13 protein-coding genes and 1 tRNA gene are annotated in these 18174 nt (G+C 43.1%); 8 read left to right on the top strand and 6 right to left on the bottom strand.

Features of this window, described 5'->3' with window-relative positions; translation table 11 throughout:
- Window positions 1-36 precede the first annotated feature (36 nt).
- Complete coding sequence (locus tag R7R78_RS06355) at window positions 37-1230, bottom strand: acetate/propionate family kinase (protein WP_005386205.1); 1194 nt, start codon at window positions 1228-1230, stop codon at window positions 37-39.
- Between the two features lie 363 nt (window positions 1231-1593).
- Between R7R78_RS06355 and R7R78_RS06350 the strand changes: the two genes are divergently transcribed.
- A complete protein-coding gene (locus R7R78_RS06350) occupies window positions 1594-3132 on the top strand; it encodes a putative bifunctional diguanylate cyclase/phosphodiesterase (RefSeq protein WP_031781023.1) in 1539 nt (512 codons plus the stop codon).
- A 72-nt stretch (window positions 3133-3204) separates the two neighbouring features.
- Here R7R78_RS06350 and R7R78_RS06345 read toward each other — a convergent pair whose 3' ends face one another.
- Complete coding sequence (locus tag R7R78_RS06345) at window positions 3205-5136, bottom strand: DEAD/DEAH box helicase (protein ID WP_005375680.1); 1932 nt, start codon at window positions 5134-5136, stop codon at window positions 3205-3207.
- 413 nt (window positions 5137-5549) lie between these two features.
- Between R7R78_RS06345 and rnb the strand changes: the two genes are divergently transcribed.
- Window positions 5550-7553 (top strand): exoribonuclease II, encoded by a 2004-nt coding sequence (rnb, locus tag R7R78_RS06340; RefSeq protein WP_170890049.1) that lies wholly within the window; start codon window positions 5550-5552, stop codon window positions 7551-7553.
- A gap of 71 nt (window positions 7554-7624) precedes the next feature.
- Entirely contained in the window at window positions 7625-8434 is an 810-nt protein-coding gene (locus R7R78_RS06335) for a helix-turn-helix transcriptional regulator (protein WP_053307810.1), read from the top strand.
- 33 nt (window positions 8435-8467) lie between these two features.
- On the opposite strand, the gene R7R78_RS06330 is transcribed toward R7R78_RS06335, so the two are convergent.
- Complete coding sequence (locus tag R7R78_RS06330) at window positions 8468-8821, bottom strand: DUF3024 domain-containing protein (RefSeq protein ID WP_017635751.1); 354 nt, start codon at window positions 8819-8821, stop codon at window positions 8468-8470.
- Between the two features lie 266 nt (window positions 8822-9087).
- Between R7R78_RS06330 and R7R78_RS06325 the strand changes: the two genes are divergently transcribed.
- Entirely contained in the window at window positions 9088-9912 is an 825-nt protein-coding gene (locus R7R78_RS06325; RefSeq protein ID WP_017635752.1) for a phosphate ABC transporter substrate-binding protein, read from the top strand.
- Window positions 9913-9975: 63 nt separating this feature from the next.
- Here the strand turns inward: R7R78_RS06325 and R7R78_RS06320 are convergent, their stop codons facing one another.
- The gene (locus R7R78_RS06320) at window positions 9976-10656 is read right to left on the bottom strand and encodes a MaoC family dehydratase (protein ID WP_005386198.1); all 681 of its coding nucleotides are present in this window, start codon (window positions 10654-10656) and stop codon (window positions 9976-9978) included.
- Window positions 10657-10985: 329 nt separating this feature from the next.
- Between R7R78_RS06320 and R7R78_RS06315 the strand changes: the two genes are divergently transcribed.
- Window positions 10986-11076 (top strand) — tRNA-Ser (locus R7R78_RS06315).
- Window positions 11077-11237: 161 nt separating this feature from the next.
- Here R7R78_RS06315 and R7R78_RS06310 read toward each other — a convergent pair.
- Window positions 11238-12788: a PAS domain-containing methyl-accepting chemotaxis protein gene (locus R7R78_RS06310; RefSeq protein ID WP_213916936.1), complete on the bottom strand. Its 1551-nt coding sequence runs from the start codon at window positions 12786-12788 to the stop codon at window positions 11238-11240.
- 285 nt (window positions 12789-13073) lie between these two features.
- On the opposite strand from R7R78_RS06310, the gene modF reads away from it, so the two are divergent.
- Window positions 13074-14528, top strand: a complete 1455-nt coding sequence (gene modF / locus R7R78_RS06305; protein WP_054574373.1) for a molybdate ABC transporter ATP-binding protein ModF — start codon at window positions 13074-13076, stop codon at window positions 14526-14528.
- On the opposite strand, the gene R7R78_RS06300 is transcribed toward modF, so the two are convergent.
- A complete protein-coding gene (locus R7R78_RS06300) occupies window positions 14516-15988 on the bottom strand; it encodes an EAL domain-containing protein (RefSeq protein WP_005386194.1) in 1473 nt (490 codons plus the stop codon). The genes modF and R7R78_RS06300 overlap by 13 nt on opposite strands.
- 348 nt (window positions 15989-16336) lie before the next feature.
- On the opposite strand from R7R78_RS06300, the gene R7R78_RS06295 reads away from it, so the two are divergent.
- Entirely contained in the window at window positions 16337-17071 is a 735-nt protein-coding gene (locus tag R7R78_RS06295; RefSeq protein WP_005386192.1) for an IclR family transcriptional regulator, read from the top strand.
- 6 nt (window positions 17072-17077) lie between these two features.
- Window positions 17078-17917, top strand: coding sequence for an arginase family protein (locus R7R78_RS06290; RefSeq protein ID WP_213960757.1), 840 nt, complete (start codon window positions 17078-17080; stop codon window positions 17915-17917).
- Window positions 17918-18174 lie beyond the last annotated feature (257 nt).

Below are 18174 nucleotides of genomic sequence, written 5' to 3'. Positions count from 1 at the left end.
CGAGGCTCGCTTTTAACTTTCTGTTTTCGTTATATATTACAATAGCTCAACCGATTGTTTAGCTATCACAAATTCCTCGTTAGTAGGAATAACAAGAGCTTTGGCACCTAACAACTCAGATGTTGCAATAACACCTGCGTTACCAAATCTTGCATCTTCGTTACCTTTCTCATCTTCAACAAAACCTAACAGTTTTAGGTTTTTCAAGATTTCACGACGAATTGGTAGTGAGTTTTCACCAATACCACCAGTGAAGATGATGCCGTCTAATGAATCCAGAGCCGCTAGGTAGGAAGTAATGTATTTCGCAACGCGGTAAGTGAAGATCTCAAATGCCAACTTCGCACGTGAATTCCCCGCTTCCATTGCTTCTAGTACGCCACGAGCATCACTTGTCACACCAGATACACCTAAGAAACCTGACTTCTTGTTCATCATCTCGAACACTTCGTCTTTTTCCCAGCCTTTACGGAAAAGGAACTCGATAACACTTGGGTCGAGGTCACCACAGCGAGTACCCATCATTAGGCCAGCTAACGGCGTCAAACCCATACTTGTATCAACACATTCGCCATTTTTAACCGCACTCACTGATGCACCGTTACCTAAGTGCACAGTGATAAAGCTGCTTTCTTCAACCGGCTTATCTAGCATTTTCGCTGCTTCACGGCTTACGTAGTAGTGGCTTGTGCCGTGAGCACCGTAACGACGCACTTTATGCTCTTCGTAAAGCTCGTAAGGAAGTGCGTACATAAAGGCTTTGGCTGGCATTGTTTGGTGGAAAGCAGTGTCAAATACAGCAAATTGAGGCAGTGAAGGGAACGCCGCCATTGCCGCTCTCATGCCTTCAGCGTTCGCTTTGTTATGAAGTGGTGCAAGTTCAGCAAGGCGCTCTACTTCTTGAATAACTGTTTCATCAACTTTCACAGTTCCTTTAAAGGTTTCACCGCCTGCGACAATGCGATGGCCTACAGCGACAAATTTTGAGCTCAAACCTAGAGTTTCGAGTAGTTTTACCACTCGCTCAACAGCGTACTGATGATGGTTACCGCCAGCTGGAATTGCTTCAACGGTTTTTTCTCCCTGATATTTCCAACTGATTTCAGCTTCAGGTAGGCCAAAACACTCACCAATACCTGATACCAAAGCTTCACCGGTTTCAGAATCAATAACAGCAAATTTTAATGAAGAGCTACCAGAGTTGATCACCAGTACAAACGAATTAGACATGAAATAGTTATCCTGTTGTAGAGCAGAGGTTGTAATAGCGCTTGTGCGCTGCGTACTTCTTGTTTGCCCCTCTATTATTCAATAATTTTTTAATCTTTCAACAATCTTTTAGTAAAAGCGATTTGATTGAACAAATTTTGTTGATCTGTAGCAAGTTTTGATTTTATTTGAAGGCTAAAAAATATCACTTGTTAAACATAATTTATGAATAGGTCAATTTGTACAAAGTCAGATATATAAGCTACGTTGTTTATTGGGTGAACAAAAATAACAAACCAATCAATAAATCGGGGTAATAATGTGCCCACTATTGCATTTCTATTAGTGATCTTAGGTTTGATTTTGCTCTGCTGGGGATGGCAGATGACAAAAAACATCTGCTCGAAAACTGACGTAACCGGGTGGACTTTCCTATTATTGTTAATCAGCTGTTTCATTTTTGCTTATGCCGTTTTTTTGCACGCCATCATGCAAAAACCTATTGCTTCTCTCTTAGAAACGGGGGTTTCTCTTATACTTTTTGGCGGCAGTATCTTTGTCGTGCTGGTGATTAAGTGGAGCAACGATTCGATATTAGAGCTTCATACCGTTGCTGAAAGAGAGAAGCGTAATGCCGTCCATGACGCTCTTACTGGGCTCCCTAATCGTAAATACTGCTTTGAGTCTATCGAAGGCAGAATACAATCTAGAGACCCATTCTCGGTGATCCTTTTTGACGTGGTTAATTTTAAACAAGTCAACGATGCAATGGGTCACTTTTGCGGAGACCAGTTACTTATTCAAATTGGTCAACGCCTTCAGGGGAAACTGAAAGGCAATGACCAGATATTCCGCGTTGGTGGTGATGAATTTGTCATCCTGACATCTTCTGCATGCGAGGAAACGGGTAAAAAACTCATAGAAGAACTAGATTCTGCAATGTCTGAACGCTTTCATTTAGATGAGTTTCAAGTTTCCTGCCGCGTTGTTTTCGGTATAAGCACCTACCCATATGACGCCCTAACCAATGATCTTTTGATCAAGCACGCAGATATCGCTATGTATCACGCCAAGCGTAATGGCAATCTTTTTGCGTTTTATAATGAGGATATGAACGTCGGGGCTAAGTACCAACTTGAAATATCTTCTCGTATTCAATGTGCGCTTGAAAAAGAAGAGTTTCAGTTGTATTACCAACCGTTGATTGATGCACACACTAACTTAGCTGTCGGTTTTGAAGCAGTGATTCGTTGGCATGACGAAAATGGTAAAACGATCTCACCCAACGACTTCATTCCTATCGCAGAGCGTAGCAATCAGGTGCACAACATTACCATGTGGGTTCTTAACCAAGTAGAAAGGGATCTGCAAACATTTATAGAGAAAGGCATTAAGCTTCCTGTCCACGTAAACTTATCAGCGAAAGATCTCTCATCTAACTTGCTGTTTAATCGCTTAGAAACTTTGCTCAAAGTAAACCCTCAATTCGCTGACCTAATAAGTTTAGAGATCACTGAAACAATGGCGATCGATAGGGTCGTTGAGCTCAACCCCTTAATTCATCAAATAAAAGGATTAGGTATAAAGATCAGCTTGGATGATTTTGGCACTGGGTATTCATCTTTGTCACTGTTAAGAGATCTTCCGGTTGATCAAATTAAAATCGACCGCTCATTTCTTTCCACAGCAAGCCGCACAGAAGGCTCCCGCTCTATTGTTGAGAACACGATTGCGCTAGCACATGGATTAGGGTATTCGGTCGTAGCAGAAGGCGTTCAAGACATGGACACACTGCATTTTTTGAGAAGTCGAGGCTGTGACATCATTCAGGGTTACTTGTTCTGTCCTGCCCTGCCCTTAGACGAAGTAATAAGTTGGGTAAACAAACACGATGAAAAGCAAAACCGTATTAGACGCGCATAAAAAAGCCGAGCGCTTTGCTCGGCTTTCAATTCTTTTTGTAGCAACTTAAACCGTCGCTTTAATCACTCGTGATTATGCGTCTGTACGACGGCCACGACCGTGACCACGTTCACCACGATGTGCACCACGGTGATCACCACCACGGTTGCGATCGAAACGACGTTCGCCACCTTCGCGATTGCCATCGCGGTTGCCGTCACGGTTACCACGGAAGCCACCTTCGCGACGGCCGCCTTCACGACGATCACCACCACGGTTGCCGCCTTCGCGGTTGCCACGGTAACCACCGCCATCACGACGACCACCATCGCGACGACCACCGTCACGGCGACCACCACGAGACTCGCGGAAATCATCGAAGTCACATACTACAGCACCAACATCTTGTTGACGGATACGTAGTTTGCTTAGCTTGTTCGCCGCGTCTGAAGTCATTGCTTTAGGTAGCTGTACGAATGTGTGACCTTGAGCTAGCTTGATCGCACCGATAGAACCTTTACCTAGACCTAGTTCGTTTGCTAGAGCGCCAACGATGTCTTTAACTTGAACGCCTTGCTCACGACCAACTTGAAGCTGGTAAGTATCCCAGTCTTGGTTGTTGAAGTTACGACCGCCGTCGCGACCACCTTCACGGCGCTCTTTACGACGTTGCTTGTCACGCTCAATTGCTTCAACCATTGGGTCTTCGCCAATGTAGAACAGAGGACGTTTGCCTTGCTGACGCTTAAGAAGCATAGCAGCAAGTGTTGCTGGGTCGATGTCTAGAGAAGTTTGTAGTTTCTCTACCAACTCAGCAAATTTGTCTAGTGCTTTGTGCTCTTTCTCTGCTTCAAGCTCAGCGCCTAGCTTAGCTAGACGAGCTTCAGCAACTTGGTCACGTAGAGGAAGTTGGATTTCTTCCATAGATGACTTAGTTACACGCTCGATAGTGCGAAGCATACGAATTTGGTTAGTGCGAACTAGAAGGATCGCTTTACCCTTACGTCCAGCACGGCCAGTACGACCGATACGGTGGATGTATGACTCAACATCAAATGGGATGTCGTAGTTGAATACGTGCGTAATACGTGGAACGTCAAGACCACGAGCTACAACATCAGTTGCAACTAGAATGTCAATAACACCTTGTTTGATGTGATCAACAGTACGCTCACGTAGAGACTGAGGAATGTCACCGTGCAGTGCAGCTGCTTTAAAGCCACGTGCAGATAGCCAGTCAGCCAGACGCTCAGTATCTTGACGAGTACGTACGAATACGATTGACGCGTCAGTTTCTTCAGTTTCAAGAAGACGAGACATCGCTTCATCTTTCTCTACACCTTTCACTACCCAGAACTGTTGTTGAACTTTGTCTACAGTGTGGTTTTTACCAGCAACGTCAACCGTTACAGGGTCACGAAGGAAACGTTCAACGATCTTCTTCAGCATTGGAGGCATAGTTGCAGAAAACAGAACGCGTTGTGCTGACTCTGGAGCGTGCTCCATGATCGCAGTTACATCATCTACGAAACCCATGTTTAGCATTTCGTCTGCTTCATCAAGAACGAAAGTACTAACTTCGTCTAGGTGTAGACGTTCGCGATTGATAAGATCTTGAACACGGCCTGGAGTACCAACAACTACATGAGCGCCACTTTTAAGAGCACGCATTTGGTCGACAATAGATGCGCCACCGTAAATCTCTAGAACTTTCAAACCTTTGATGTTTTTACCAAGGTTTTTCATTTCCGCTGCAACCTGAATTGCCAGCTCACGAGTCGGAGCAAGTACAATCGCTTGCGGTTTGCGTTGGTTTAGATCGAGTTTGTTGAGAAGAGGCAGAGAGAACGCTGCTGTTTTACCTGTACCTGTTTGAGCTTTACCCAGCGCGTCAGCACCTTCCAATAGGTGTGGGATTGCCGCAGCCTGAATTGGAGTTGGTGACACGAAACCCATTCCGTCTAGAGCAGAAAGGATAGAATCATTCAGAGATAAATCACTGAATTGAATAACAGAATCTTGCATTGGGATCCTACTTAATTAAACAAAAAAACAGTCCCATATGCTCTTCCAATTCGATACTGATCCATCCAGATACTGATTCCATTCAGACGGGAACACAGCACAGTACACAACCGCGATAAGCCATTAGGGACGACTAAGGGAGGCGGATTATTCCTTAAAAGCATAAAAAAATCCAGAAAAAATTGAATTACATCACAATTTATTCTCAACAATGGTATTTTTAGCATATTTTTCCACCAACCCTACCATTCCCCGTAGATTCGCGTAACTCACAGATGAGAATTTCATCAATATTTAAGCCAATTTCTCGTGGTTAAATTGGCAAAATTCACGGCGAAATTACGCTCCACAGGTAGTAATAATAGCTCGCAATGATTATAGTGTGCCCAACTCCATAGGTAATTTAAGAAAAGATGTTTCAAGATAACCCACTACTCGCTCAGCTTAAGCAGCAAATCCAAGAAAACCTGCCTAAAAAAGAAGGCTCAATAAAAGCCACAGATAAAGGCTTTGGCTTTTTGGAAGTGGACAGTAAGACGAGCTTCTTCATCCCGCCTGCGTACATGAAAAAGTGCATGCACGGTGACAAAGTCATCGCCATTATCCGCACCGAAAATGAACGCGAAGTTGCAGAGCCACAAGAGCTGCTGGAACAAGCCGTGACTCGCTTTATTGGTCGAGTAAAAATGTTCAAAGGCAAGCTCAACGTAGCACCTGATCACCCACAGCTTAAAAAGCTATCTCTTAAAGCGAAACTAAAGAAAGGTCTAAAACCTGACGAGTTCGCCGAAGGTGATTGGGTTGTCGCACATCTTATTCGCCACCCTCTAAAAGGCGATAACTCTTTCTTCGTAGAAATTTCTGAAAAAATCACTGACGCGAATGATAAAATTGCGCCTTGGTGGGTAACGCTTGCTCAAAACGATCTACCAAACTCTGAGCCAGCAGGCATCGATAACTGGGAACTGAAAGACGACGCGGAGCTAGAACGCGTAGACATGACTCATGTTCCATTCGTCACTATCGACGGTGAATCGACTAAAGATATGGACGATGCGCTGTACGCGAAGAAAACCGTATCTGGCGATTTCGAACTCACCATCGCTATTGCGGACCCAACCGCCTACATCACACCTGAAGATGAAATGGATAAAGTAGCGCGTGAGCGTGGCTATACTATCTATCTTCCAGGCCGCAACATCCCGATGCTACCTCGCGATTTAGCGGACAACCTATGTTCTCTGATTGAAGGAGAAACCCGCCCTGCTATTTGCTGTACCGTAACGGTAAGTAAAGATGGTGTGATTGGCGACAATATTAAATTCTTCGCGGCAAACATCAAATCACATGCACGCCTAGTATACGATCACGTGTCTGATTGGTTAGAAAACGGCAGCTCTGAAGCATGGACGCCATCTGAAGAGATCGCGACCATCGTTCGTGATCTTTATGAGTTCTCTCTTGCTCGCGCTGAATGGCGTGAGAAAAACGCAGTGGTCTTCCCTGATCGTCCTGACTACCGTTTTGAGCTCAGTGAAGATAACGATGTAATCGCTATCCACGCAGACATGCGCCGCAGTGCAAACCGCCTTGTTGAAGAATCCATGATTACCGCAAACATCTGTGCAGGTCGTACATTACGCGATAAATTTGAAACAGGTGTCTTCAATACGCATGCAGGTATCAAGAACGAGAAGATTGAAGAAGTGGTTCAACTTGTCAATCCAGAAGGCCAGTTGGAGTTCACAGCGGAGTCTATTGCTACACTAGAAGGCTTTGCTGCGTTGCGCCGCTGGTTAGCAGCTCAAGAAACGTCTTATCTAGATAACCGTATTCGTAAGTTCCAAGCATACAGTGAAGTGGGTAATCAGCCTCTGCCTCATTACGCAATGGGTTTAGACATCTATGCAACTTGGACATCACCAATTCGTAAATACGGTGATATGATCAACCACCGTATGTTGAAGGCCGTCATCCTTGGTAAAGAACCCGTACAAAAACCAGATGACCAAGTAGGCGAAGAGCTAGCTCTACATCGTAAACATCATAAAATCGCTGAGCGAAATGTCTCAGATTGGCTATATGCACGCACGCTTGCTGATGAGCCGAGCAAGAAAACTTGTTTCACAGGTGAGATTTTCGATATTAATCGTGCAGGCGCACGTGTCCGACTTCTCGAAAATGGCGCAGCAGCCTTTATTCCTGGTGCACTAATTCTTGATAATAAAGAAAGAATTGAGTGCAATGGCGACAACGGTACCATCTCTATCGATAAAGAGGTCGTATACAAACTTGGGGATACATTGGAAATTGTCCTTACGGACGTAAACCAAGAAAACCGCAGTTTAGTTGCAAAGCCAACCCAGGTATTCGCTGAACAACCAGCAGCACAAACAGAACAGACTGTAAGTGAATAATACCGAATGAAGTTAAAAGGCGCTCTATTGAGCGCCTTTTTTATTTGTTATGTAAAACGATAAGAACGAGTATGCCGAACATTGAGATCATTCGCTTTAATCACTTCACTGCGCGCAAAAGTGAGCGTTACACTGCAACACATAATGGGTTATATATTGTTGAAGAAGGTGCCCTATTAGTTCATCAACCTAATGGTGAGCAATTTGAACTTAAAGCCGGAGATTTCACACTCTATAACTCCGCAGATCTGAGCAGTGCAGAAGCCGTCTCTAGTGACGGAGGCTTTAAAGCACTGGCTTTAGTCTTCAATCCAAATATATTCTGTGACTTTAAGAAAGCGCACCCGATGCTACGTTCCAAAACGGAAGAAAGGCGCTTCTATCCTTTTTCAACGCAATCCAGTAGCGAAGTAGCACAATTGAAGGACATGTTGGTTAAGTTAGCGAGTCGCAATGCTCCAGACTACACACAAAGCCATATCGCAATGGCATTGCTGTCGTTGATGGTTGAGGTAGAGCCAAACATCCTATCTATCATAGATGATGCAAGTAGCCTGAGCGACTCTCAAAAAGCCATTAAGTACATTGAGGGTAATATTGAAAAAGACATCACGCTAGAAGGCTTAGCGGCTCATATGAGCATGTCCATCGCAACCTTAAAACGTCGCCTCGCCGCAGATGATCTTTCGTTTTCTCAGATATTAAAGGTGAAACGGATAAACTTCGCAGCAACCCAACTGCGCAAGTCAGAAAAATCAATAACAGAAATAGCGTTTGAGTCTGGTTTTAAAAGTGCAGCGCATTTCAGTACAGCATTTAAATCCGTTTACAACATGACCCCCAAAGACTTTAGAAACCAAGTCGTTAAGCCTAAAGTATAAATCATGTCGGCATTCGCATCCGTTGGGCTCACCCTATTCCCAAAAACACGCTTGAGGATCACGCTCCAATTCGTTGAGTAAGTCCTCAAGCATTCGGCTAAATGGAAGTGGCTTATAAGGCACCCACCTTAACAGCTCGTTGTGATATGTGGGAACATAGAAATACCAAAGTTGGTTGTCCTCATCAAACATGATCTTCGCGACGGGAGAAGTATACTCGCTATGCTGGGAGTCGAGGAGAAAATGCGCCCGATGAAGCTCAACGCCATTTTCTACTAGCTCATAGAGGCACTTGCCCTGTTCGACAGGCAAGTTAGCATTACGCGCAGAGCAGAGCGATTGAACTGATTTGTATAAACGACTTGTCGCCATTTGGGACACTGACATCAACGTTCTCCCGATGGATGATAGTTAGAGCTGTCGATCCTAGTATATAACCTTTACATCATCACCGATGGTAGTTATCTACCTAACTCAAGTATAAGATAGCTATATTATCATTTGCCCAGATTATCATCTCAATCCACTTGGAAACGCTAGCTCCATCACCTCTTGACTAGAAACAATTCCCCTGTTTAGCGCTAACAGTTCACAAAAGTGTAACCTGAACGCAATATCATAAACTCTGCTTTATCCCGTATATGGAGTTTAATATGTTACGTTTTACTGTGGCGACTTTATTGGCCATAGCAGTCTCCCTCCCTACCATTGCAAAAGAAATCAACATCTCAGGGTCAACGTCGGTTGCTCGCGTGATGGATGTACTTGCTGAGGAATACAACAAAACACACCCAGACGATTACGTTGCTGTTCAGGGCATTGGTTCGAGTGCTGGTATCACCATGGTCAATAAAGGAGTAGCCGAAATAGGCATGAGCTCTCGCTATCTGACTGAAAGCGAAAAAGGTGAAGATCTCAATGTATACCCTATCGCTTATGATGGCCTCGCTGTTGTTGTAAACCGTACCAACTCTGTAGAAAACCTTTCTCAGCAACAGCTGTTTGATATTTACAAAGGTAAGATTAAGAATTGGAAAGAGGTCGGGGGCGCAGATCAGCCTATCGCGGTGGTTACTAGAGAAGCGTCTTCAGGTTCACGTTACAGCTTCGAAAGCTTGCTGGGACTGACCAAAATCGTTAATGATCGCCTCGTCTCGGATATCAGCCCAAACAACTTGGTTGTAAACAGCAACAGCATGGTAAAAACCATTGTTAACCATAACACTCGCGCCATTGGTTTTATCTCTGTAGGGTCAGTAGATCGCTCGATCAAGGCGATTCAGTTAGATGGTATTGACCCAACCTCGACAAACATTAGCAATCATAAGTACAAGTTGGCGCGACCATTCCTAGTGCTATACAAAGTAGATAAGATTAGCGATGCAGGTAAAGGTTTTATCGCTTTCCTTCGTTCAGAGCAGGGACAAAAAGCGATTGCAGATTACGGTTATACGCCAGTAAAAAACTTTAATCAGTAAAAATAAAAAAGAGAGCACCTTGATGCTCTCTTTTCCTATGTAGTGTTCTCTCCGGTTTCGGAATTAGAAATGCAGTTGAATTACAGAGACCACAACCGCACCAGGTCGACGAATACCTTCAATTTCCACTTTAATTTCGCGCTCAATCTCCAAACCTTTTTTGATTGGCGTTACTTTTGTTAACGTGCTGACTGCACGAACATTATTGCCCGCTTTGACAGGGTAAGGGAAACGAACTTGGTTTAAACCCAAGTTAACTACCATTTTAGCTGTTGGGAACATTGGCTTTTCTGGATCAACTGAATCCGTCAGTTTAGGCAGCAATGCTAATGTTAAAAAGCCATGAGCGATAGTTGTCTTAAATGGAGATTCAGTTGAAGCACGCTCTGGATCAGTATGAATCCATTGCATGTCTTCCGTTACCGCACCAAATTGGTTAATACGTTCTTGAGACACATGAACCCAATCACCAGTGTGAATAACTTCGCCAATTTTTTCACTTAACTCGTCATAAAGCTTTTGAGCCTCTGGTGCCATTACGATCGGTGCAGGTTGAGGTGCAACTTCTTCGTTGACGGCTGGCTGCTGGTGATCACGAACTTTTGAGAAAAGAAAGCTATTTTGAGCTTTCCCCAAAAAGTCACTCCAATAATCGCGTAACGTTGGAGACATCCAATTCATAAACTCGGATTGATGAGCAGAAATCGCATCAACTTTGTCTTTAAATAGATTTGTGACCTTCATAAACACCCTTAAGAATTCTAAGCACAACTGGCTATACCAGTTAATTTTGAATTAGTTCACAAAGTCTTGCAAATACTTTCGGGCGAACACATGTACCCTAAAAGCATGTTATATCTTATATATCAGCAAGATAACAATAAAACACCATTTTATTGACGTGCGCCAATATAAAGTAAAAACTCTATAAATTGGTACTTTTTGTCCCTTTTTCACTCCGCTTTCAAACTGTCCAACATCACATCAGTGATCATAAAACAAGCAAACAGTACTTCTATTATAATTCAGCACTTTACAAGTCGGACTATGCTCCTTATTATACCGCCCACAACGGAGAGATGGCTGAGCGGTTGAAAGCACCGGTCTTGAAAACCGGCATACGTTAATAGCGTATCTAGGGTTCAAATCCCTATCTCTCCGCCACTTATTTAGAGAGCTCGCATTTATTGCGAGCTTTCGTCGTTTTAGCTCTTACAAAGACGAGATTTAGAAATCCTCGCTCGTAAACGAATCCAGCACTTCACTATATTCCAGTTAAAAGCCCGCTAATGTTTAGCGGGCTTTTAACTTCGATTTTCTAAAGTTTAAGCAAACTTTTTAATCATTTCAGACAGGTCATTGGTGCAATTTTGCACTTTGGTGTTCATATGATTCGTTTCAGTCATCAGTTCATACGATTCACTGTACTTTAAATTAAGCGACTGGATGTTTTCATTTATTTCATCCGTTACATAAACCTGCTCTTCTATCGCGACCGCAATTTGTTGGTTTCGTTCGACAACGTCTTGAACAAGGGATTCCAGTTGTTGAATGCTATCCAAAGCAGTACCTAACAATGTTACCGTTCCGGTCGACATTTCGTTACCTTTCTCTAACGCAGAAACCGCTGATTTGCTCCCATTTTGAATTCCTTCAATGGCCGATTTAATCTCTGTTGTCGATTCCTGAGTTCTTTTAGCTAAGGTTCTCACTTCATCTGCTACAACGGCAAACCCTCTGCCTTGTTCGCCTGCCCTCGCGGCTTCAATTGCAGCGTTCAACGCTAATAAATTAGTTTGTTCGGCAATACCGTTGATGACTTCAACAACGGTTCCAATTTGCTCGGTTTGTTGGTTCAAACGTATGACCACTTTAGATATTTCGCCGAGCTCATCAACCAACTCTAAAACCGATTGGTTAACATTATCGATAACGCTACGGCTGTCTATCATCGTATTTTGCGCTTCTAACGTAGCCTCGGCGGTCGCTTGAGCATTATTTGATATCTCAGATGAAGAGGCTTGCATCTCGTTGACCGCTGTTGCGACCGAGTCAATCTCCACTTTCTGTGCGCTTAAGTTCTCCGTCACTTGCTGGCTATTTGTCGCAGCACTGTTAGCACTTGCGCGCGTTTCTTCGCAAGAGTCTTTTACAGACACGCCAACGCGCCCCAGTAGCGCATTGGCAAATTGCTTACGCATCTTCATACCCAGCTCAATCTCAGCCAGATCGTTGATTCTTCCGCAATAAATATATTCCATGAGTGGATTGTTGAAGTCTTGCCTAGCCTGTTTAGCGAGCTTCTCAACTGGTCTGGTTAATACATAAATAGAGAAAACGGAAAGTAACGCAACAACGCCAAACGCTATCACTGGTGATTGATTCATTTGTAGAATGAGTAAGCCAATAAGGTTTGAAATTAAAAGGAAGAAGGCCGATCTCATCCACAAACGTGTACGAGGAAGATACATTTTCCACGGCTTACGATTATTTCGAAGCTTCGAATACGCTTTTTCCGCTCGCTGGATGTGTATACGCTCAGGTTTAAATCTCACTGATTGGTATTCCACAACTTCACCATTAGATTTTATAGGAGAAGCAAACGCGTCAACCCAATAATAGCCGCCGTTTTTACGTCGATTTTTGACCATTCCCATCCAGTGTTTGCCAGTTTTCAGGTGAGTCCATAAATCTTTAAAAGCCTGTTTTGGCATATCAGGATGACGCACAACATTGTGGGGTTTACCGATAAGCTCCCCTTCATCAAACCCCGCGACTTCATTAAAGTTTTCACTGGCATATTTGATGTAACTGGAGGTATCGGTAATGGAAACTAGGCTGTAACTCGAGGGGTAATCGTATTCCGTTTCACTCATAAACATGTGTCCTTACATTGATTAATTAACAAACGGCAAATATGAATTCATCAGCATAACATATACATGCATAATGATAGGTTGATTCAAAAATAAAACAAAATTATTGACAAGTTTACTTGTTACTTAATGACTCTAGTCGCATTTTTATCCTCTAATACAAGGCTTCGTTAATATGCACAAGACTGAGCACTGTTCAAAATTAATACACAAAAGCGCTTCCGTACTGAGTTCGTAAATTGTTATAAGTAATCCACTAAAACGAAAACAAGGAAGACAAACGCAATGACTATTCACTTTCGTCAGCTTGCAGCTAAGAGAAACACGACACACTTGTTTATTGACGATTGGAAAATTAACACTCAGCAGTCTTGGGGGATATTCAGCGCGGATGGAGATATTGGCTCTCTGCTTGGAGACCTTATTTGTGATGAAATGTCACCAGATAGTGGGGAAATTGAGCTAAATGGGCTGTCCGTTGCGCAAGTGTCGTTATCAGAGCAACAGCGATTACTGGAAAGAGAATTAGAAAAGGATGATACGGATTTTCTTGATCGTATCGACCAAGGGAGCACTGTTTATTCATTAATCCTAGAGCAGAGCCAAGACACCAACTTAACTGAACAGCTAATTAATGATCTCGACCTAAGTCATCTTAAAGATAGTGGCTTCCGTGTTCTCTCTACCGGAGAAACCAGAAGAGTAATGCTCGCCCGAGCTTTAGCCACACAACCTGACTTAGTATTACTAGATAATCCATTTACTGGCTTAGATATTGCGCACCGAGCTGCTCTCGCTCGCTATTTACACTCGCTTTCTCAAAATGTGCAACTACTCATAACCTTCTCTCGCGAATCTGACATGCCTGAGTGGATCAATAGCATCGCGCTTTTCAGTGCAGGAAAGCTTGATAGTACAATGGATAAGTCCAGTTGGGATAATCATCCAATCATTGGACAAATTAAATCTCAGTCAGAACAACAGAGTGAAGAAATGATGAGCTTGATACGTCAGCATCAGCACTCGACACCATTCAACAACCCAATATTTGAACTAAAGAATGGGGCTGTTGAATACACCGATAAGAAGATTTTTACTGGCTTGAACTGGCGCATAGACAAGGGCCAACATTGGCAGGTCAAAGGTCCAAATGGTTGTGGAAAGAGTACCTTACTTGGATTGATCTTTGGCGATCATCCGCAATGCTACAGCAATGACATTGATATTTTTGGTAAAAAGCGTGGTACTGGCGAGACAATCTGGGAAATTAAGCAGCATATCGGTATGGTGTCTTCAGCGCTACACCTCCAATATCGAGTCAATTGCAGCGCATTAGAAGTCATTTTGTCAGGATTTTACGATTCGATCGGGTTGTATAACCAGCCAACTCGCAAAGAGATGGATATTGCAAACGAGTGGCTCGATATCTTACATATGAGCCAGTACAAAAAAACCTCATTTAAGCAATTAGAGTACGGCCAGCAGCGACTATTACTGATTGCAAGAGCCATCGTGAAACAACCCACATTATTGATTTTGGACGAGCCGTATCAAGGGTTAGATTTTTTGGGTAGACGGTTAGTTAAGAACACACTTGAACTCATCGCTAGAGAGAATTTAAGCCAACTATTGTATGTGTCTCACTACCAAGAAGACCGCTTAGATAGCATCAAAAATGAGTTAGAGTTTGTGTTTGATGAAAATGCTCAGTGTTATAGAGCTAATCTCTACCAATCATAATGACTTCGCTGCGCAAGCTGCTCATAAGGTAATGGTTTGGAGTACAGGTATCCCTGATGATATCTCACTCCCATCTGCTTTAAGTGTTCAGCTTGCGCTATGGTTTCCACGCCTTCAGCGATCAATTGTACTTGTAATTCTTCCGCGAAGTGAACCATCGCTTTTAAGACAGAAGCACTAAGGCTAGGAATACCAATGGTTTCGACAAAGCACTTATCGATTTTTAAGTAATCTATGCGCATGTGCTGTAGAAATGCTAACGAGGTTTGGCCAGTTCCAAAATCATCGATCAGCACATCAATACCATGCACTCGCAGCGCTGCAATGCATTTTCTCGCCTCTGAATCAATGAGCTGACGCTCCGTTATCTCAACCCCTAATGAGACTTTGTTTCGGCTCAACTGTCTGTCGAGCAATTGAATTTTTCTGATCGCGTTTGGTCCGACTAAATAACCAGGCGGCACGTTAATACCAAGGTGGACAGGCTGATCAAAGCCTAATTTACTGAAGTCCTCTGCCGCTTTATCCAGAACGAAATCAGTAAGTAAAAAAACCAATCCACTTTGCTCTGCCGCAGGGACAAACTCATCCGGAGAAATGAACCCCTTACTTTGATGCTCCCATCGCACTAGCGCTTCAAACCCGAATAACTGGCCGGTATCAACGTTAACTTGCGGTTGGTAATACAGGGTCAACTCTCCTCTTTTTATCGCTCTTTTAAGATCCAGTATCAAATTGCGATGAGGATCAATAAACTTATTCAACGCATACAAGCAAAGGTAGATCACGAAAATAATTGGAATTGAGTACAAAAAATAGGAAAGTGTTCTCTGTTTGACGAAAAGATCGCTGGCTTCACTCAAAGCTTCATACTCAAACATTTGCGACGATTTGATACCGATAGGATTACTTCCCGCTCTTAATGCTCCTTCTGGTGAAACTTGATCATGGATAAACAGCGCAGAGCGTTTTAGGCGTAAATCGTTGTTAAACCCTATTGTCGCATTAAAGTAGTCATGATCGATAATCGTTACGGCTTGATAACCCCGCTCTCCTTCCGTTACCACTAGCAAGAACTGATCGTACAAGCTATCAACACTACCAAGCGCTAGCGTTTGTCCCTTGGGAAAGGCGATGTGCTCAGCTAACGGTTTAGAGATACTTCCCAATTTCGAAGAACAAGTAATGACTCCCTCTTTCACAATGAGCATTTCTTCAATATCTCGTTCAAACATTAAGCTTTGCTGGAGCTCTTCACATCGTTCAGGGTGTAGCAACGCCGTGCGGTTTTCTGTCTCTATTTGGAATAAAATTTCATCTGCAATTTGCACATTTTTTTCTAATAAATGATTGAGATTGTTTTGCACGCTTTCACGAGCTAAATACAAAACCTCTCCAATAACCAAGGGAATAGGCAGAAGAAAAATGATGGCTTTTTTAAAAATCGCCTTATTCAGCATATAAAAGTAACCTTTTATAAAACCGATTTACTGAGATGGTACCTCGATTCCGATACCCGCTAGCAACTCACGTTTTTTAACATTATTTGTTTGGATTAACTCAGTATGCGAAACGCTGAGTAATACCGCAAACTAAACAATGTCTTATTCACTCCTGTTCCAATTTAGTATCAAGCGCCTCAAACCTGAGACTTTAATTCGACACCATGTTATGTCTATCGGTACTTGCGAAAGTCTTTACCTGTCTGTTTCTCATCATGTAAGAATTACCCATTAAAATTATTTTTCTTTTCTCAGTGATTAAGAATTATATTTGTCGTAACTCCTACAACACGTTACAACACTCTCATGACGACAAACAAAGCTAATGCTAACCAGGTAAACGAAAAATCACTGCAGTTGTTAATGCAAGTTGCAGTTAGTCCGTTCCCAGTTTCTGCGAAAACGCTAAGCGAGCAATTGAACGTTCCTTTAAGCAGCCTTTACCGACACTTAAAACTGCTTAAAGAATGGAACTTGATCGAAGAAAGCGTTCACGACAAGACATTTGTCGTTGGTCCGGCGGCATTATTACTCATGCACAGCTATGAGACCGCGCAACATGGACTCGACATGGTCGAAACCATACTGGCTAGGTTGGTACAACAAACCGGGGAAATGGCCGCTTATATGGTACCAGCGGGTTATCGTGCGCTTTGTGTCAGACAGAAAGAAAGTATGCAGGCGCTGCGTTGCAGCTTCGTCCAGGGTCAAAGTCAACCTCTGCTGCGCGGTGCCTCATCTAAAGTGATGCTCGCTTTTATGCCTCAAAGTCGATGCGAGAAAATCTTGAGATACTTTAATCAAGATCACCGACGCGACGAGTGGGAAAAAGAGCTCACAACCATCCGTAAACACGGATATGCCGTCAGTACTTCTGAGATTGACCCTGGTGTTTCAGGTATTAGCGCACCGGTAATGAAAGGAAGCAAACTGATTGGCGCAGTCTCGGTGATGGCTCCGGCCCACCGAGTCGAAAAGGATAAGCAGCGCATTATTTTACATGTACTGCAAGCGGCAAGGGCACTACCACCAGAAAGGTAATTCATCATGTTAAGCTTTTTCAAACGCTATAAACTCCATCACACAGTGAAACAGCCGCAACATTACCCTTTTTCTTTTATGACAGTGTGCGAGTATTTACCTCCTATGTCGAAGGGTGCGTTTGAATTAGCTGACCAAAATTTGGAAAATGCTAGTGATTGGCTTTACCAACAACATGATCATGAAACCGCTGAAAACTATGGGCACTTCAACCACGACAAACTGGAGAATGGCGAGTTTCAAGAAGCGTTAAGCCTTTCGCTTTCTCGCCACTCAATTCCTGTTTTAGTAACTAACTGTACCGAGGCAATCTTGTCCATGTTACCTGTGGTCGTGTCCTATCGAGACGAAGTGGGTGTGGTAAATATTGGACATGACATGAACTTGAAACCAACACTTGAACCACGTTTAGGCTCGGCATTCCATTTTGCTCTTTCTCGCTATCAAAACGTGCGATTATTTTTTGCTGGTGTTAGCGAACAAGATACAAAGCAAGAAACGTGGGAATACGCGGAGGATCAAGGTTGTGACTGGGTAACCGATAAAGAGTTTTCTTTTCGTCATCGCAATAATGTTAAGCAACAGATCGGCAATTACCTAGACCACTGCGACCAAATAATCATTAGTATCGACCTTGGATCTCTAAAAACCAAAAACAGCCTTGATGGCGCGTCAGAAATTGATATCCAAATGGTTCTACGCACGATTAGGCAATGTTTGGTTGCAGGTAAAGTGAGAGCAATTCAGCTCGTTGGAGATCGAGATTGTCTGGTGTATTCGAGACAAACGAAAGCCATACTAGAAGAGTTATATCAGATGGCTCCACTCATCGTTCACGCTGCCTAGCGTTGTAAACGTTCAGAATCAGGATCGCGTCCTTCCTGATTCTGAACCAACATGCTTACTTATTATCCTTAACTAACAAATAGTTACACATATAAATCGACACACATCACACTTGCCTCTTGAACTAACCTGACACTTACGTTGTAATAAGGCCGCTAAACTTTGGTATGACATACGAAATAAAAAATAACCAAAGTTCAATAACTAAGCGGCTTCAGAACAAAAAAGTACCGCAGCTATTCCAATTTCAGTGAGCA

It is taken from the genome of Vibrio sp. 2134-1, from assembly GCF_033339495.1.
The sequence above is the reverse complement of the archived record's forward strand: the minus strand, read 5'-3'. Positions and strand labels throughout refer to the sequence as shown.

What these genes read in the sequence shown, in the direction of transcription:
- R7R78_RS06320 (WP_005386198.1), bottom strand. Translation starts at nt 10,656, where the DNA reads ATGAAGGTCACAAATCTATTTAAAGACAAAGTTGATGCGATTTCTGCT.
- R7R78_RS06345 (WP_005375680.1), bottom strand. Translation starts at nt 5,136, where the DNA reads ATGCAAGATTCTGTTATTCAATTCAGTGATTTATCTCTGAATGATTCT.
- R7R78_RS06300 (WP_005386194.1), bottom strand. Translation starts at nt 15,988, where the DNA reads ATGCTGAATAAGGCGATTTTTAAAAAAGCCATCATTTTTCTTCTGCCT.
- R7R78_RS06355 (WP_005386205.1), bottom strand. Translation starts at nt 1,230, where the DNA reads ATGTCTAATTCGTTTGTACTGGTGATCAACTCTGGTAGCTCTTCATTA.
- R7R78_RS06310 (WP_213916936.1), bottom strand. Translation starts at nt 12,788, where the DNA reads ATGAGTGAAACGGAATACGATTACCCCTCGAGTTACAGCCTAGTTTCC.
- R7R78_RS06335 (WP_053307810.1), top strand. Translation starts at nt 7,625, where the DNA reads ATGCCGAACATTGAGATCATTCGCTTTAATCACTTCACTGCGCGCAAA.
- R7R78_RS06325 (WP_017635752.1), top strand. Translation starts at nt 9,088, where the DNA reads ATGTTACGTTTTACTGTGGCGACTTTATTGGCCATAGCAGTCTCCCTC.
- R7R78_RS06350 (WP_031781023.1), top strand. Translation starts at nt 1,594, where the DNA reads ATGACAAAAAACATCTGCTCGAAAACTGACGTAACCGGGTGGACTTTC.
- R7R78_RS06295 (WP_005386192.1), top strand. Translation starts at nt 16,337, where the DNA reads ATGACGACAAACAAAGCTAATGCTAACCAGGTAAACGAAAAATCACTG.
- rnb (WP_170890049.1), top strand. Translation starts at nt 5,550, where the DNA reads ATGTTTCAAGATAACCCACTACTCGCTCAGCTTAAGCAGCAAATCCAA.
- R7R78_RS06330 (WP_017635751.1), bottom strand. Translation starts at nt 8,821, where the DNA reads ATGTCAGTGTCCCAAATGGCGACAAGTCGTTTATACAAATCAGTTCAA.
- R7R78_RS06290 (WP_213960757.1), top strand. Translation starts at nt 17,078, where the DNA reads ATGTTAAGCTTTTTCAAACGCTATAAACTCCATCACACAGTGAAACAG.
- modF (WP_054574373.1), top strand. Translation starts at nt 13,074, where the DNA reads ATGACTATTCACTTTCGTCAGCTTGCAGCTAAGAGAAACACGACACAC.